Raw genomic sequence first — 16,860 nt, 5'->3', positions numbered from 1 at the left:
ACGGTGGGAGCGAGCCTGCTCGCGAAAGCTATATCAAGGCTGTATCAACGGAAGCGATCAACCTCGGAACGCAGATCCGCCGCCAGCTTTTCAAGCTCTTTGGCGGTGACCGCGAGGTTGGAAACCACTTCACGCTGCTCGCTGTTGGCCAGCGCAATACTCTGCAGATTGCTGCTGAGCAACGTCGCCGTGCTGCTCTGCTCCTGCGTCGCCGTGGTAATCGCCGCAAACTGCTGCCCTGCCGAACGGCTCTGTTCATCGATCCGCGCCAGCGCCGAAGCCACATTGGCGTTGCGCGACAGGCCTTCCTGCATCAGCACATTGCCCTGCTCCATGGTGCTGATGGCGTTGCCGGTTTCCTGCTGGATGCTGTGGATCATCCCGGAAATTTCATCGGTCGCCTGACGGGTGCGCGACGCCAGGTTACGCACTTCATCGGCCACCACAGCAAAACCACGGCCCTGTTCACCGGCCCGCGCCGCTTCAATCGCCGCGTTGAGCGCCAGCAGGTTGGTCTGTTCGGCAATCGAAGTGATCACACTGACGATGCCGCCAATTTCCTGAGAGCGCTGACCCAGCGTGTTGATCACGGACGCCGTGGTGTTCAGCGCGCCAGCGATTTGCTCCAGCGAGGACGAAGCTTCTTCCATCGAGCTGCGACCGATCTGCGTTTGCTGGGCATTTTCCTGCGCCAGACGCTGAGTCGCGCCCATGTTGTCGGCAATGTTCAGCGAGGTCGCGCTGAACTCTTCCACCGCGCCGGCCATGCTGGTGATTTCGCCGGACTGCTGTTCCATGCCTTCGTACGCACCGCCGGACAAACCGGACAGCGCCTGGGCGCGGCTGTTGACCTCTTGCGAGGCGCGGCGGATGTGCTCGACCATGGTCGACAGCGCCTGGCTCATCTGGTTGAACGCGCGGGACAGCTGGCCGATCTCGTCATTGCTCGACACGTTCAGGCGCACGCTCAAATCACCGGCGCCCAAGGCTTCGGCCTGACGTACCAGATCGCTCAATGGCGCCAGCTTGCTGCGCAGCAGCCAGACCACCGAACCGACCGCCAACAACATCGCCAGCAGACTGCCGATAGCCAGTTGCGTACCGACGCTCCAAGTCACCGCGCGGATCTCGGTTTTCGGCATGCTCGCCACCACCGACCACGGCCCGCCCTCGAACGGAACAGCAATGCTGTAAAAGTCTTCAGAGGTGTCGCTCCAGAACTCACCCTTGCCCGGTTTCGCCGCCAGCCCCTTGATCACCGGAACGGCCTGATCCAGCGCTTGCACGCCGGCCGGCGCCACCAGCCATTTATTCTGCTCATCCAGCAGCGCCAACGAACCGGTCTGGCCGATGCGGAAACGCTTGAGATTGGCAAACTGGGCGTTCTGCGCATCGGTGTAGTCAAAACCAACGAACAACACCGCAATCACCTTGCCGCTGCTGTCGCGCACCGGGGTGTATTGGGTCATGTAGGAGCGATCGAACAACAAAGCACGGCCGACGTAGCCCTGCCCCGCCATCAACCTGGCATAGGCGGGGTGCGCATGATCGAGCAAGGTGCCAATGGCGCGCGTGCCGTCCTGTTTGGTCAGCGAGGTGCTGACGCGCACGAAATCTTCGCCGCTGCGCACGAACAGCGTGGCGACACCAGCGGTCATCTGCTTGAACTCGTCGACTTCCTTGAAGTTGTTGTTCAGCACTTCACTGCCCAGGTGCAGGCCCGGGGTCTGGGTGCCGGCGACGTTCACCGGTTCATCCGGGTGAATGCTCAGGCCCGCGCTGAAGCGCTTCTCGAACAACCCGCTCAGGCGCTGGGTGCTCTCGCGCAGCGTGCCGTGGAAGGTGCTCAACTGGTCAGCCAGCAGCCGCGCCTCACTGGCGAGGTGTTCTTCACGGGTGGCGAGATTGGCGGAATCCAGCGAACGCAGGGCGAATACCGTACTGCCGCTGATGACGATCGCCAGTATCACAGCGAGCGCGAGGCCCAGCTGCGAAGCGATCCGAGCGCGAGGTTGAGACATGAACAGCTCCTGGCCGAGCCACCGGATCCTCCTTGATCGCAGCACCTGCTCGGAAAATTCTAATAATGGGGGTGGAATCGTGGAGACCGGCACGACGGTCCCACATGCTCATTTTCGGCGGTTAAACCGAATACTTGAGTAAATAGCGGGGTTATGGCGCAAGGCCGGCATTGTGGCGGCTCTAACGTTTCAGCTCAAGCGCTTGACCTGCGGCAGCGACATGGCGCGCACTTCGCCTTGCAGAAAATCACTGAGGCGGCGCAAACGTTCACCTCCCGGACGGGTTTTCGGCCACACCAGGTAGTAATTCAGGCCACTGGCGACGGCAGTCGGCCACGGCAGGCTCAAGCGGCCCTGCGCCACATCTTCGGCGACCATCAGCAGATCCCCCATCGACACTCCATAGCCTCGGGCGGCAGCGATCATGCCCAGTTCGAGGGTATCGAACACCTGCCCGCCCTTGAGCGAGACCTGATCGGACAGCCCCATGTGCTCCAGCCAACTGCGCCAGTCACGCCGATCCGGGGTCGGGTGCAGCAACTCGGTGGAGGCCAGCCGCGCCACGTCCCAGGGTTGATCGTTCAGCAGGTTCGGCGCGCCGACCGGGATCAGTTCTTCGGGAAACAGCAGGCTGGCCTCCCAGTCCGGCGGGAAGTGCCCGTCACTGAGCAGTACCGCGCAATCGAATGGCTCATTGTTGAAATCCACCGAGTCCACGTCCATCCAGGCACTGGTCAGTTGCACTTCGTTACCCGGTTGCAGATGGCGGAAACGACTGAGTCGCGCCAGCAGCCAGCGCATGGTCAGGGTCGATGGCGCTTTCATGCGCAGGATGTCGTCCTCGGCGCGCAAGGTGTTGCAGGCGCGTTCAAGGGCTGCAAAGCCCTCGCGAATGCCGGGCAACAACATCCGCGCCGATTCCGTCAGTTGCAGGTTGCGTCCGCTGCGGTGAAACAGCTTGCAGGCGAAATGCTCTTCCAGCGTCTTGATGTGCCGGCTGACGGCACTCTGGGTGATCGACAACTCCTCGGCCGCCCGGGTGAACGAGCTGTGCCGCGCCGCCGCTTCGAATGCGCGCAGGGCATACAAGGGTGGAAGACGACGGGACATACACAAAGCTCCTTTGGCGGCATCCGGCCACCCCGGCGAGGTTTACTCATGATGAGTTTTAATCATGCCACCCATCCTTTTTATCCTTTTGTGCAAACCCTGCCAAGCGCCGAGAATCGACGGTCTCTTGTTCCCTTTGATTGATGGGTGGTGATGACCATGCAGCATCCTGTGCGTACCGAACTCTGGGCCATCCTGCGGCTGGCGGGGCCGTTGATTGCTTCACAGTTGGCGCACATGCTGATGGTGCTGACCGACACGCTGATGATGGCGCGTCTGAGTCCCGAGGCGCTGGCCGGTGGCGGACTGGGCGCGGCAAGTTATTCGTTCGTGTCGATTTTCTGCATCGGCGTGATCGCGGCGGTCGGCACCCTGGTGGCGATCCGTCAGGGCGCCGGCGACATCATCGGCGCGGCCCGCCTGACTCAGGCCGGGCTGTGGCTGGCGTGGCTGATGGCGCTCGGCGCCGGGTTGCTGTTGTGGAATCTGAAACCGGTGTTGCTGCTGTTCGGCCAGACCGAAACCAACGTCAACGCCGCTGGACAATTTTTGATCGCTCTGCCCTTTGCCCTGCCCGGCTATCTGAGCTTCATGGCCCTGCGCGGCTTTACCAGTGCGATTGGGCGGGCGACGCCGGTGATGGTCATCAGCCTCGGCGGCACCGTGGCCAACTTCCTGCTCAATTACGCATTGATTACCGGGATGTTCGGCCTGCCGAAACTGGGGCTGACCGGCATCGGCCTGGTCACGGCAATCGTTGCCAACTGCATGGCGCTCGCGCTGGCCTGGCACATCCGCCGGCACCCGGCCTACGACGCTTACCCGTTGCGCGCCGGCCTGTCGCGGCCAAATCGTCAGTATCTGAAAGAACTGTGGCGACTCGGCCTGCCGATTGGCGGCACCTATGCCGTGGAGGTCGGTTTGTTCGCCTTCGCCGCGCTGTGCATGGGTACCATGGGCAGCACGCAACTGGGCGCACACCAGATTGCCCTGCAGATCGTTTCGGTAGCGTTCATGGTGCCGGCGGGGATGTCCTACGCGATCACCATGCGCGTCGGCCAGCACTACGGCGCCGGGCAACTGAGCGATGCACGCCTGTCCGGCCGGGTCGGGATCGTCTTCGGTGCAGTGGTAATGCTGGGTTTCGCCATGGTGTTCTGGCTGTTGCCGAATCAATTGGTCGGATTGTTCCTCGATCATAACGACCCGGCGTTTGCCGAAGTCATTCGCCTGGCGGTGAGCCTGCTGGCGGTGGCGGCATGGTTTGAACTGTTTGACGGTACGCAGACGATTGCCATGGGCTGTATCCGTGGACTCAAGGACGCAAAAACCACGTTTCTGGTCGGCCTCGGTTGCTATTGGCTGATCGGCGCGCCAGCGGCGTGGTGGATGGCGTTCCACCTGCATTGGGGGCCAACGGGCGTCTGGTGGGGTCTGGCGCTGGGTCTGGCGTGTGCGGCGGTGAGCCTGACGCTGGCGTTTGAATGGAAGATGAAGCGGATGATTCAGCGGGAGCCGCAATCTCGGGGCTTCAACATCCCTCAACCTGAGTGAGTTTCACCTTGTGGGAGCGAGCCTGCTCGCGAATGCGATCGGTCAGTCGAATTATCTTTGCCTGACACACCGCTTTCGCGAGCAGGCTCGCTCCCACAGGGGTTTACGCCTAACCCGGAAATTGCGCTCAACTGACGATTTCGAGCGCTGGCTGCTGGCTTGAGCCAAACGTCAGGTACTCAACCAACTCCGCCAACGGCAATGGCCGGCTGATCAGGTAACCCTGCACCTGATCGCAGCCAAATCCGCGCAACAACTCCAATTGCTCAGGCGTCTCCACCCCTTCGGCCACCACTTCCAGATGCAGGTTGTGCGCGAGGTTGATCATCGCGTGCACCAGTTTGCGGTTCTCTTCGCGCTGTTCCATGCCGCCGACGAAGCTCTTGTCGATCTTCAGCAAGGTGATCGGCAGGCTGTTGAGGTGCACGAACGACGAGAACCCGGTGCCGAAGTCATCCAGCGAGAAACGCACACCGAGGCGGCCGAGGGCGTCCATGGTCTGTTTGACCAGATCGCTGCGGCGCATCACCGCGGTTTCGGTGAGTTCGAATTCCAGCCACTGCGCCTCGACCCCACGCTCGGCAATCAGCCGACTGAGCGTCGGCAGCAACTGACTGTCCTGAAACTGGCGGAACGACAGGTTGATTGCCATGTGCAGCGCCGGCAGCCCGCGCTCGCGCAGCGCCTGCATGTCACGCAGGGCGCGGGAAATCACCCAGTAACCCAGCGGCACGATCAAACCGCTTTGTTCAGCGAGCGGCACGAATTCGCTCGGCGGCAGCAGACCACGCTCGCCATGACGCCAGCGCACCAGCGCTTCAAGGCCGACGATTTGCCCGTCCGCCAGATTCAGGCGTGGCTGGTAGTGCAACTCCAGCTCATCACGACGCAAGGCCCGGCGCAGTTCGCTTTCGAGGTCGGCCATGCTCCGCGCGTTGCGGTTGATGCGTTCGTTGAAGATATGGAAGGTGCAACCCTGGGTGCTCTTGGCCTGCTGCATGGCGATGTGCGCGTGCCACATCAGCGGGTCGGCACCACCCTGTGCGCGGGCATGGGCGATGCCGAGGCTGGAGCCGATCAACAGGCTTTCGCCATCGACCCAATACGGCTCGGACAAGGCTTCGGTGATGCGTTCGGCCATCCACTCGGCGCGTTGCGGCGCGCGGCGGGTGTCGATCAGCAAGGCAAACTCGTCGCTGCCCAGCCGCGCCAGTTGATCCCCGGCCTCGAGCTGACTTTTCAGCCGCGCAACGACCTGCAGGATCAGCCGGTCGCCGGCCTGATGGCCGAGGGCGTCGTTGGCGTGACGGAAGTTGTCGAGATCCAGATGCCCCAGGGCCAGACCGCGACCGTCGTTTTCCGCCAGGCGCGCCGCGAGCAGGGTCTGGAAACCCTGGCGGTTGGCGATGCCGGTCAGCGGATCCTGTTCGGCGAGGCGTTGCAGGGTGTTTTCCAGCACGCCGCGCTCACGCACATGGCGCAAACAACGGCGCAGCATGCCGGCGTCAAGCGCGTCGAACACCAGCCAGTCACTGACACCCACCGGCGCGGTGGCGGGTTCGTGCTCCAGCAGCAACACCGTCGGCAGGCTGCAACGGCCCGGGGCCGGCTGCAACGCGGGAACGGTCAACAACACCGCATGGCGATTGTCTTCGAACAGACTGCTGACCGACTCCCAGCTCGGCGCGCTGATCAGCACCGCCGCGCTCCCCATCGGAGCCAGACACTCGCGCAATAACGCTGTCCACGCTGGCTCTTCGGCCAGTAGCAGCAAACGCAAGGGTTCGACAGGCGTAGACAAGCTAGCTCCCTAGACTCTGCAATGATGTGGGCGGGGCATTATGCCGTTGCGATGTTCAATGACAACGATTATCAGAACGTTATTTTGTGTCACGAATGAGAACATTAGCCGCAAAATCACCGTGTATCCTCCGCGAAAGTAACAAAACCGGCAAATTTGAATCGCGTGGTGCGTCACAAGTCGGAGAGAGCAGCACAAATCGCTGAGCCTGTTAAAATGCCGGCCCATTTCGTCAACGACTCCCGAATTTTCGTATGTCCCGACTCAATCCCCGGCAGCAAGAAGCCGTGAACTACGTCGGCGGCCCTCTATTGGTGCTCGCCGGCGCTGGCTCCGGCAAGACCAGCGTGATCACGCGCAAGATCGCGCACCTGATCCAGAACTGCGGCATCCGCGCCCAGTACATCGTCGCCATGACCTTTACCAACAAGGCTGCGCGCGAAATGAAGGAGCGGGTTGGCACCCTGCTGCGCGCTGGTGAAGGTCGCGGCCTGACGGTCTGCACCTTCCACAACCTGGGCCTGAACATCATCCGCAAAGAGCATGCGCGGCTGGGCTACAAACCCGGTTTCTCGATCTTCGACGAGACCGACGTCAAAGCCCTGATGACCGACATCATGCAGAAGGAATACGCAGGCGACGACGGCGTCGACGAGATCAAGAACATGATCGGCGCCTGGAAAAACGACCTGATCCTGCCGGCCCAGGCGCTGGAAAACGCGCGCAATCCCAAGGAACAGACCGCTGCCATCGTTTACACCCACTACCAGCGCACACTCAAAGCGTTCAACGCGGTGGACTTCGATGACTTGATCCTGCTGCCGGTAAAGCTCTTCGAAGAGCACGCCGACATTCTCGAAAAGTGGCAGAACAAGGTGCGCTACCTGCTGGTCGACGAGTACCAGGACACCAACGCCAGCCAGTACCTGCTGGTGAAGATGCTGATCGGCAAGCGCAACCAGTTCACCGTGGTGGGCGACGACGACCAGTCGATCTACGCCTGGCGCGGCGCGCGGCCGGAAAACCTGATGCTGCTCAAGGACGACTATCCGTCGCTGAAAGTGGTGATGCTGGAGCAGAACTACCGCTCCACCAGCCGCATCCTGCGCTGCGCCAACGTGCTGATTTCGAACAACCCGCACGAATTCGAAAAGCAACTGTGGAGTGAGATGGGCCACGGCGACGAGATCCGCGTGATCCGCTGTCGCAACGAGGACGCCGAAGCCGAGCGCGTGGCCATGGAAATCCTCAGCCTGCACTTGCGCACCGACCGCCCGTACAGCGATTTCGCGATTCTCTATCGCGGCAACTACCAGGCCAAGCTGATCGAGCTGAAGTTGCAGCACCACCAGGTGCCGTATCGCCTGAGCGGCGGCAACAGTTTCTTCGGGCGTCAGGAAGTGAAGGACCTGATGGCCTACTTCCGCCTGATCGTGAACCCGGATGACGACAACGCCTTCCTGCGGGTGATCAACGTGCCGCGCCGGGAAATCGGCTCCACGACCCTGGAAAAACTCGGCAACTACGCCACCGAACGCAAGATCTCGATGTACGCCGCCACCGACGAAATCGGTCTGGGCGAGCATCTGGACAGCCGCTTCACCGATCGCCTGTCGCGCTTCAAGCGCTTCATGGACAAGGTCCGTGAACAGTGCGCCGGCGAAGACCCGATCTCGGCCCTGCGCAGCATGGTCATGGACATCGACTACGAGAACTGGCTGCGCACCAACAGCTCCAGCGATAAGGCTGCGGACTACCGGATGAGCAACGTCTGGTTCCTGATCGAGGCCTTGAAGAACACCCTGGAAAAAGACGAAGACGGCGAGATGACCGTCGAAGACGCCATCGGCAAACTGGTCCTGCGCGACATGCTCGAACGTCAGCAGGAAGAAGAGGACGGCGCCGAAGGCGTGCAGATGATGACCCTGCATGCGTCCAAGGGCCTGGAATTCCCTTACGTGTTCATCATGGGCATGGAAGAGGAAATCCTCCCGCACCGCTCCAGCATCGAAGCCGACACCATCGAAGAGGAGCGCCGCCTGGCCTACGTGGGCATCACCCGCGCGCGTCAGACCCTGGCCTTCACCTTCGCTGCCAAACGCAAACAGTACGGCGAGATCATCGACTGCGCGCCAAGCCGCTTCCTCGATGAGCTGCCGCCGGACGACCTGGCGTGGGAAGGCAACGACGACACACCGACCGAAGTCAAAGCCGTGCGGGGCAACAGCGCACTGGCTGATATACGCGCGATGTTAAAGCGCTAGAATTGACCACTTTTTACTAGACCTTCGGCGCACAAAGCGCCAAATGAGGACAGCTTCATGGAAGCATTGCACCAGAAAATCCGCGAACAAGGCATCGTGCTTTCCGACCAGGTCCTGAAGGTCGACGCCTTCCTGAACCACCAGATCGACCCGGCCCTGATGAAGCTGATCGGCGACGAATTCGCCACGCTGTTCAAGGATTCGGGCATCACCAAGATCGTCACCATCGAAGCCTCGGGCATTGCCCCGGCGATCATGACCGGTCTGAACCTCGGCGTGCCGGTGATCTTCGCCCGCAAGCAACAGTCCCTGACCCTGACCGAAAACCTGCTGTCGGCGACCGTTTACTCGTTCACCAAGAAGACTGAAAGCACCGTGGCCATCTCGCCGCGTCACCTGACCAGCAGCGACCGCGTGCTGATCATCGACGACTTCCTGGCCAACGGTAAGGCTTCGCAGGCGCTGATTTCGATCATCAAACAGGCTGGCGCCACGGTGGCCGGTCTGGGCATCGTGATCGAGAAGTCATTCCAGGGTGGGCGTGCCGAGCTGGACTCGCAGGGCTATCGCGTTGAATCGCTGGCTCGCGTGAAGTCGCTGAAGGATGGCGTCGTGACCTTCATCGAATAAAGCCACACCGCACCGCAATATCTTTGTGGGAGCGAGCCTGCTCGCGAATGCTCCGTGTCAGTCGACATCCTGGTTGTCTGATACACCGCTTTCGCGAGCAGGCTCGCTCCCACAGTGGGTTTTTCGGTGGGCGGTTACTGCGCGGTAGCCTTCAGGCCGGTGAGCAGCAGGCGCTGGAACAGGTCTTCCTTCAGGCCTTCCGGGTTGGTCAGTTGCATACGTTCAAGGTGTTCGGGGAACGTCGAAGCCTCCGGCGCATCCAGCGCAGCCTTGCCCAATTCCAGTATCTCGCTCAGCTTGAACTTGCTCTTCAGCCAGTTCAGCGCTCGCAGCAGATCGCGCTCGATCGCGGTGAAATCACAACCCAGCGGATACTCCGGAAACAGGTTCGGATGCTTTGCGGCAATGGCCTGCAAGCGTTGCGCGGTGTTGTCGGCAAATCGCGGATCGAGGCGGAAGTCCTTCGGCAGCTTGCCGACCTTCTGTGCCTGCTCGATCAACCCCGGCTGGAAGCGTGAATCGCTGATGTTGAGCAACGACTCGATCACCACCGCATCGGCCTTGCCGCGCAGGTCGGCGATGCCGTACTCGGTGACCACGATGTCACGCAGGTGCCGTGGAATCGTGCAGTGGCCGTACTCCCAGACAATGTTCGAACTGACCTCGCCGCCGGACTCGCGCCAGCTGCGCAGGATCAGAATCGAGCGCGCATCGTGCAGCGCGTGGCCTTGGGCGACGAAGTTGTATTGCCCGCCAACCCCGCTGAGCACCCGCCCGTCTTCCAACTGATCGGCCACACCCGCGCCCATCAGCGTCATAGTGAACACGGTGTTGATGAATCGCGCATCGAGACGCTGCAAGCGCTTGAGCTCTTCCTGCCCGTACAGCTCGTTGATGTAGCTGATGCGGGTCATGTTGAATTCGAGGCGCTTGCTCAGCGGCAGCTCGCGCAGGCGCTCGTAGAAACTGCGCGGGCCGAGGAAGAAGCCGCCGTGCACCGAGATGCCATCGGTCTGCGCCGCTTCATCGAGGGTGCCGGCGTTGGCCTGTTCCTGAGTGTGCACGTCGGGGTAGACCTTGCGCCGGATGATCCCGGCATCGGCCAGCACCAGCAAACCATTGACGAACATCTCACTGCAGCCATACAGGCCCTTGGCGAACGGCGAGGTACCGCCCTCGCGTTCGATCAACTGCGCCCATTGGCTGAGATTGATGTCATTGAGCAAGGCTTGGTAACCGGCGTTGTCCGCCTGCCGCGCCAGCAGAGCGGCGGTCAGTGCATCGCCCATCGAACCGATGCCGATCTGCAAGGTGCCGCCGTCGCGCACCAGCGTGCTGGCGTGCAAACCGATGAAATGATCCTGAAAGCCCACCGGCATGTTCGGCGTGGAAAACAGCGTGCTGCTGTCCTTTGCGTCGATCAGCAGGTCGAAGGTGTCGATATCGACTTCGGCATCGCCGGGCATGTACGGCAGGTCGGTGTGCACCTGACCCACCAGCAAAATGGTCTCCCCGGCATCGCGGCGCTTGGCGATCATCGGCAGCAGGTCAAGGGTGATGTCCGGGTTGCAGCTCAGGCTCAACCGATCGGGATGTTCGCTGCTGCTGGCAAGTAACTGGGCCACCAGATTGAGGCCGGCGGCATTGATGTCGCGGGCGGCGTGGCTGTAGTTGCTGCTGACGTAATCCTGCTGGGCCGGTGCGCTGTTGAGCAGGCTGCCGGGCTGCATGAAGAACTGTTCGATACGGATGTTGGCGGGCAAGCTGTCGCGGCGCAGGTCGGTGAGGAAATCGAATTCGGGGTAATCACCGAATACACGCTCGACGAAGGGTTCGATGAAGCGCTTCTGCAGACCGTCACCCAGCGTCGGGCGCCCCAGGCACAGCGCGGTGTACATCGTCAGTTGTCGCTCGGGCAGATCCTTGATGCGCCGGTACAGCGCGTTGACGAAATGATTGGGCTTGCCCAGCCCCAGCGGCATGCCCATGTGGATATGCGCAGGCAAGCGTGCGAGCACCTCGTCCACTGCCTGTTCGATCGAACACAATTGCACCATCTGTAGCCTCCTGCCCGTTCCGTGAATAGAGGTAGACCGAGCTTGCCTCGACTTTGCTGCAAAGGACAGCCCACGTCGCGAATCGCAGGCACAAAAAAACCGTCCGAAGACGGTCTTTTTCGTCAGAAGCGCGGCTTATTTCAGGCCGGACATCTTCTGGATCGCGCCTTTCAACTCGTCATCCGAGCAATCGGCGCAAGTGCCTTTTGGCGGCATGGAGTTGATGCCGGTGATGGCCTTGGCCAGGATGCCGTCGAGGCCGCCCTGATGATCGGCGCGGTCTTTCCAGGCGGCGGTGTCACCAATTTTCGGTGCGCCCAACAGGCCAGTGCCGTGGCAAGCGTTGCAATGTTTTGCAATCACTTCATCCGGGGTCTTCGCACCACCGCCGCCGCCCGCAGAGGCAGCGACTTCCATTCCTTTGCATTCCTGCCCCTGAACGCACACCTGGCCCACTGGCTCGAGGCGCTTGGCAATGTCGTCATTCGTCGCAGCTTGAGCGCTGACAGCCCAGAGGGCCAGTACGGTTGCTGGTGCGGCCAGCATTTTCATAATTAGGTTCACGCGTTCACCCTCAATGGTGGCTATTCACGCCTGCGGCCACGGTTCGCAGGCGGGCGCAAGTATAGCGGGTAGCCCGCCACACTGAAACAACCCCATAGTCGAAGGGGTTATACCGCGCAGTGGAAAAACTCTGCGGATGCCTTCGCCGTCATGGCCTGGCGCCTCTGTGTTTAAAAATTCGCCGGCGTGGCTGCGCTGATTAGTCGCGCAGGCGCGTCGAACGGATTACGGAAACGGTGCGGCTTGGTACTTTCAAAATAGTAGCTGTCGCCGGCTTCGAGAATAAAAGTTTCCAGCCCCACCACCAGTTCCAGACGACCTTCCACCAGAATCCCGGTTTCCTCGCCTTCATGGGTGAGCATTTCTTCGCCGGTATCGGCGCCGGGCGGGTAGATTTCGTTAAGGAATGCGATGGCCCGGCTCGGGTGCGCGCGGCCGACCAGTTTCATGGTCACCGCGCCGTCGGAGATGTCGATCAGCTCGTTGGCCTTGTAGACGATCTGGGTCGGGACTTCCTGCAGGATTTCTTCGGAAAAGAACTCGACCATGGACATGGGAATCCCGCCCAGTACCTTCCTCAGCGAACTGATCGAAGGGCTGACGCTGTTCTTTTCGATCATCGAAATGGTGCTGTTGGTGACGCCCGCGCGTTTGGCGAGTTCACGCTGGGAAAGCCCTTTGAGCTTGCGGATCGATTGCAGTCGTTCACCGACGTCCAAGGCGGGAGCCTCCTGATGTTGTAAGAATATTGAGCGTTATCATGGCGACAGCGTTCAGTATTTACAACACTTGGCCCCCGCAGCGGCGTCAACCCTCGGAATAGAGCCTTGGCACCCGACGCAGGTTGCAGAAGATCTGGTACGGAATGGTGTCCGCCCACTGCGCCACTTCGCTGGCGAGGATGTTTTTGCCCCACAGCTCGACGGTCGAACCGAGGTCTGCTTCCGGCACCTCAGTGAGGTCGATGCACAGCATGTCCATCGACACGCGACCGAGAATCCGGCTGCGTTTACCGGCCACCAGCACTGGCGTGCCGGTCGGTGCCTGACGCGGGTAGCCGTCGGCATACCCCATGGCCACGACGCCGATGCGCATCGGCTTGTCGGTAATGAATTTGGCGCCGTAGCCGATTGGCTCGCCGGCGGGCAATTCACGCACGCAGATGACTTTCGATTCGAGCGTCATCACCGGTTGCAGGCGCTCGGCCACGGCGTTGGCTTCTTCGAACGGGGTTGCGCCATAGAGCATGATGCCCGGGCGCACCCAGTCGCTGGGGATCTGCGGCCAACCGAGCACCGCCGGCGAATTGCGCAGGCTGACTTCGGCCGCCAGGCCCTGACGCGCCGCCTCGAACACCGCCACTTGATCGGCGCTGCTCTGCTCGTGCAATTCATCGGCACGGGCGAAGTGACTCATCAGCACGATCTTCGCCACTTTGCCGCTGGCCAGCAGGCGTTGATAGGCCGCCGCGTAATCCTTCGGATGCAGGCCCACACGGTGCATCCCGGAATCGAGCTTCAACCACACGGTGATCGGTTTGCTCAATGCCGCCTGCTCGATGGCTTCGAGCTGCCACAACGAATGCACAACGCACCAGAAATCATGCTCGACGATCAGCGCCAGTTCATCGGCTTCGAAAATGCCTTCGAGCAACAACACCGGGGCCTTGATACCCGCCGCGCGCAGCTCCAGTGCTTCTTCGATGCAGGCGACGGCGAACCCGTCGGCCTCGGCTTCCAGCGCCTGGGCGCAACGCACCGCGCCGTGCCCGTAGGCATCAGCCTTGATCACCGCCAGCGCCTTGGCGCCGGTGACTTCGCGGGCAATTCGGTAGTTGTGGCGCAGGGCTTCTAGGTCGATCAGGGCACGGGCAGGACGCATGGCGGCAGACTTCTAGGCGGTCATGGGAATAAAAACCGGCGCTGGCTGACGGCGTGAACCGCCAACAGCGCCGGGAGAGGGATCTTTGAAACGGTTACGGCAACGCGGCGACGATGGAAATCTCGACGAGGATGCTCGGCTTGGCCATCTTCGCTTCGACAGTGGCGCGGGCCGGCGCGGCGCCTTTGGGCAGCCACTGATCCCACACCGAGTTCATCCCGGCAAAGTGCGCCTCGATGTCGTTCAGGTAGATCGTCGCCGACAGCAGGTGCTGCTTGTCAGTCCCTGCCAGATCCAGCAAACGCTCGATGTTGGCGAGCACGTCGCGGGTCTGCTGTTCGACCCCGGCGTTGAAGTCATCACCGACCTGACCGGCCAGATACACGGTGCCGTTGTGGGTGACGATCTGACTCATGCGCTCATTGGTGAGCTGGCGCTGGATTGCCATGTTTTGCGGACTCCTGAGGCTTGTTGCCGTAACGGGAAATATCGAGGCCTTCGGCGCTGATCTGCGGCTTTTTCTTCGCCATCAGATCGGCCAGCAAACGACCGGAACCGCACGCCATGGTCCAACCCAGGGTGCCGTGACCGGTGTTGAGGAACAGGTTCTTGAACGGCGTGGCACCCACGATTGGCGTGCCGTCCGGCGTGGTCGGACGCAAACCGGTCCAGAAGCTCGCCTCGGTCAGATTGCCGCCCTGAGGATAAAGGTCGTTGACGATCATCTCCAGGGTTTCGCGCCGACGCGGGTTGAGCGACAGGTCAAAACCGGCGATTTCCGCCATGCCGCCGACGCGGATGCGGTTGTCGAAACGGGTGATCGCGACCTTGTAGGTCTCGTCAAGAATGGTCGAAGTCGGCGCCATGTCCGGGTTGGTGATCGGCACGGTCAGCGAGTAGCCCTTGAGCGGATACACCGGGGCCTTGATGCCCAGCGGCTTGAGCAGTTGCGGCGAGTAGCTGCCGAGGGCCAGCACGTAGCGGTCGGCGGTTTCCAGCTTGCCATCGATCCACACGCCGTTGATGCGGTCGCCGGCGTAGTCGAGGCGCTGGATGTCCTGACCGAAGCGGAATTCCACACCGAGTTTCACGGCCATTTCCGCCAGGCGCGTGGTGAACATCTGGCAGTCGCCCGTCTGGTCGTTCGGCAGACGCAGAGCGCCGGCAAGGATATCGGTGACATTGGCCAGCGCCGGCTCGACGCGGGCAATGCCGGCGCGGTCGAGGACTTCAAACGGCACGCCGGATTCTTTCAGCACGGCGATGTCTTTGGCGGCGCCATCCAGCTGCGCCTGGGTGCGGAACAGTTGCGTGGTGCCGAGGCTACGGCCTTCGTAGGCGATGCCGGTTTCGGCACGCAGTTCGTCGAGACAGTCGCGGCTGTACTCGGACAGACGCACCATGCGCTCCTTGTTCACCGCGTAACGGCTGGCGGTGCAGTTGCGCAGCATCTGCGCCATCCACAGGTACTGGTCTATGTCGGCAGTGGCCTTGATCGCCAGCGGCGCGTGGCGCTGCAGCAGCCATTTGATGGCCTTGAGCGGCACGCCCGGCGCGGCCCACGGCGAAGCGTAACCCGGCGACACCTGGCCGGCGTTGGCGAAACTGGTCTCCATGGCCACGGCTGGCTGCCGGTCGACCACCACCACTTCAAACCCGGCACGGGCCAGATAGTAAGCACTGGCGGTACCGATGACGCCGCTACCCAAGACCATTACGCGCATTTTTGTATCCCTCATCGCGGCAGGGCCGCGTACGTCTGTTGTTAGAGCAATGATGCGCGCAGTGTAAAAAAGAATGGCCAGTGCATTTCACTATATAAGCGCCTATATTTGGCGACAATTCTCGGCAAAAACCCTTTTCACGGAGGCGCATCCCCTATGCGTACCAACACTCAGACCAAACGTGAGCTGGACAAGATCGACCGCAACATCTTGCGGATCCTGCAGGCAGACGGGCGGATATCGTTTACCGAACTCGGGGAGAAGGTCGGTTTGTCCACCACGCCGTGCACTGAGCGGGTGCGAAGGCTGGAGCGTGAGGGGATCATCATGGGCTACAACGCCCGCCTGAATCCGCAGCACTTGAAGGGTAGCCTGCTGGTGTTCGTCGAGATCAGCCTCGACTACAAATCCGGCGACACCTTCGAAGAGTTCCGCCGCGCGGTGCTGAAACTGCCGCACGTGCTGGAATGCCACCTGGTGTCAGGGGATTTCGACTATCTGGTGAAGGCGCGGATTTCCGAGATGGCTTCGTACCGCAAGCTGTTGGGCGACATTCTGTTGAAGCTGCCGCATGTGCGTGAGTCGAAGAGCTATATCGTGATGGAAGAGGTGAAGGAGAGCCTGAGCCTGCCGATTCCGGACTGAAGATTGGCATCGCTCCATTCGCGAGCAGGCTCGCTCCCACAGAGGAATGCATTTCAAATGTGGGAGCGAGCCTGCTCGCGAAAGCGTCAGCTCGGTTGCGAGTGAACCCGTTAAACCAGCACCTGCCGATTCGAAGCCATGTACTCGAAGATCTGCTTTTCCACCCGTGGATGAATCAGCTCCACCGGCCCGCGCCCGTTCGGGCACGGCAGGGTTTTGGTGGTACCGAACAAGCGGCAAATCAACGGACGCTCGCCATACACCGTGCAACCATTGGGCCCAAGGTGCACACAGTTCAGCTCTTCCATCGCCGCATCCTGTTCGGCGCGGGTCTTGCGCGGCAGGCGCGACATTTCTTCCGGGGAAGTGGTCACCGGTCCACAGCAGTCATGGCAGCCGGGCACGCAGTCGAACGTGGGTATCTGCTGACGCAGGTCGCGAAGGGTCTGGCGATTGCAACTCATCGAAACGGTAACCCACATGAAATAGGCGGCAATTGTGCCGCAAAAGCCGTGATCCAGACAGCAACGGCCGACCAGTGTTGCCGGTTTTCGGCCGTGCGGCTTATGCTCCGTCAAATTTTCTCGACACCCAGCCGTTGGATGATGC

At 61.4% G+C, this 16,860-nt stretch carries 14 protein-coding genes; 4 read left to right on the top strand and 10 right to left on the bottom strand.

The genetic code is table 11. From position 1 onward, the window contains the following. Positions 1-44 precede the first annotated feature (44 nt). Together ACM6HV_RS08545 and ACM6HV_RS08540 are read right to left on the bottom strand one after the other, a co-directional pair. Positions 45-2,021, bottom strand: coding sequence for a methyl-accepting chemotaxis protein (locus ACM6HV_RS08545; RefSeq protein WP_095668026.1), 1,977 nt, complete (start codon positions 2,019-2,021; stop codon positions 45-47). Positions 2,022-2,210: 189 nt separating this feature from the next. After that, the gene (locus ACM6HV_RS08540) at positions 2,211-3,131 is read right to left on the bottom strand and encodes a LysR substrate-binding domain-containing protein (protein WP_041071969.1); all 921 of its coding nucleotides are present in this window, start codon (positions 3,129-3,131) and stop codon (positions 2,211-2,213) included. 159 nt (positions 3,132-3,290) lie between these two features. Between ACM6HV_RS08540 and ACM6HV_RS08535 the strand changes: the two genes are divergently transcribed. Further along, the gene (locus ACM6HV_RS08535) at positions 3,291-4,685 is read left to right on the top strand and encodes a NorM family multidrug efflux MATE transporter (RefSeq protein WP_414903972.1); all 1,395 of its coding nucleotides are present in this window, start codon (positions 3,291-3,293) and stop codon (positions 4,683-4,685) included. A 127-nt stretch (positions 4,686-4,812) separates the two neighbouring features. Here ACM6HV_RS08535 and ACM6HV_RS08530 read toward each other — a convergent pair whose 3' ends face one another. Continuing rightward, a complete protein-coding gene (locus tag ACM6HV_RS08530) occupies positions 4,813-6,486 on the bottom strand; it encodes a putative bifunctional diguanylate cyclase/phosphodiesterase (RefSeq protein WP_198758815.1) in 1,674 nt (557 codons plus the stop codon). Between the two features lie 254 nt (positions 6,487-6,740). Here ACM6HV_RS08530 and rep point away from each other — a divergent pair, with 254 nt between their 5' ends. Both rep and ACM6HV_RS08520 read left to right on the top strand, forming a co-directional pair. Continuing rightward, entirely contained in the window at positions 6,741-8,750 is a 2,010-nt protein-coding gene (rep, locus tag ACM6HV_RS08525; RefSeq protein WP_027610430.1) for a DNA helicase Rep, read from the top strand. Positions 8,751-8,807: 57 nt separating this feature from the next. Continuing rightward, positions 8,808-9,380 (top strand): xanthine phosphoribosyltransferase, encoded by a 573-nt coding sequence (locus ACM6HV_RS08520; RefSeq protein WP_003229440.1) that lies wholly within the window; start codon positions 8,808-8,810, stop codon positions 9,378-9,380. 134 nt (positions 9,381-9,514) lie between these two features. Here ACM6HV_RS08520 and ACM6HV_RS08515 read toward each other — a convergent pair whose 3' ends face one another. The 6 genes from ACM6HV_RS08515 to dadA all read right to left on the bottom strand — a co-directional run bounded on the left by ACM6HV_RS08515 (position 9,515) and on the right by dadA (position 15,606). Next, positions 9,515-11,437 carry an acetyl-CoA hydrolase/transferase C-terminal domain-containing protein gene (locus tag ACM6HV_RS08515; protein ID WP_414903970.1) on the bottom strand — a complete coding sequence of 641 codons (1,923 nt, stop codon included), beginning with the start codon at positions 11,435-11,437 and terminating at the stop codon, positions 9,515-9,517. 135 nt (positions 11,438-11,572) lie between these two features. Then, positions 11,573-11,989, bottom strand: a complete 417-nt coding sequence (locus tag ACM6HV_RS08510) for a c-type cytochrome (RefSeq protein ID WP_041071964.1) — start codon at positions 11,987-11,989, stop codon at positions 11,573-11,575. 182 nt (positions 11,990-12,171) lie between these two features. Further along, positions 12,172-12,720: a cupin domain-containing protein gene (locus tag ACM6HV_RS08505; RefSeq protein ID WP_007920393.1), complete on the bottom strand. Its 549-nt coding sequence runs from the start codon at positions 12,718-12,720 to the stop codon at positions 12,172-12,174. Between the two features lie 88 nt (positions 12,721-12,808). Further along, on the bottom strand, positions 12,809-13,882 hold the full coding sequence (gene alr, locus ACM6HV_RS08500) for an alanine racemase (RefSeq protein ID WP_041071963.1): 1,074 nt from the start codon (positions 13,880-13,882) through the stop codon (positions 12,809-12,811). Positions 13,883-13,976: 94 nt separating this feature from the next. After that, on the bottom strand, positions 13,977-14,330 hold the full coding sequence (locus ACM6HV_RS08495; RefSeq protein WP_041071962.1) for a RidA family protein: 354 nt from the start codon (positions 14,328-14,330) through the stop codon (positions 13,977-13,979). Beyond that, positions 14,302-15,606, bottom strand: a complete 1,305-nt coding sequence (gene dadA / locus ACM6HV_RS08490) for a D-amino acid dehydrogenase (RefSeq protein ID WP_041071961.1) — start codon at positions 15,604-15,606, stop codon at positions 14,302-14,304. Before dadA ends, ACM6HV_RS08495 begins: the two co-directional genes overlap by 29 nt. Before the next feature lie 156 nt (positions 15,607-15,762). Here dadA and ACM6HV_RS08485 point away from each other — a divergent pair, with 156 nt between their 5' ends. Then, positions 15,763-16,251, top strand: coding sequence for an Lrp/AsnC ligand binding domain-containing protein (locus tag ACM6HV_RS08485; protein WP_003177284.1), 489 nt, complete (start codon positions 15,763-15,765; stop codon positions 16,249-16,251). Positions 16,252-16,361: 110 nt separating this feature from the next. Here the strand turns inward: ACM6HV_RS08485 and ACM6HV_RS08480 are convergent, their stop codons facing one another. Continuing rightward, a complete protein-coding gene (locus tag ACM6HV_RS08480) occupies positions 16,362-16,715 on the bottom strand; it encodes a YkgJ family cysteine cluster protein (RefSeq protein ID WP_041072178.1) in 354 nt (117 codons plus the stop codon). Positions 16,716-16,860 lie beyond the last annotated feature (145 nt).

This window comes from Pseudomonas sp. IT-P260, assembly GCF_949768395.1.
In the GTDB taxonomy this organism is placed as follows: Bacteria; Pseudomonadota; Gammaproteobacteria; order Pseudomonadales; family Pseudomonadaceae; genus Aquipseudomonas; species Aquipseudomonas parakoreensis.
The sequence above is the reverse complement of the archived record's forward strand: the minus strand, read 5'-3'. Positions and strand labels throughout refer to the sequence as shown.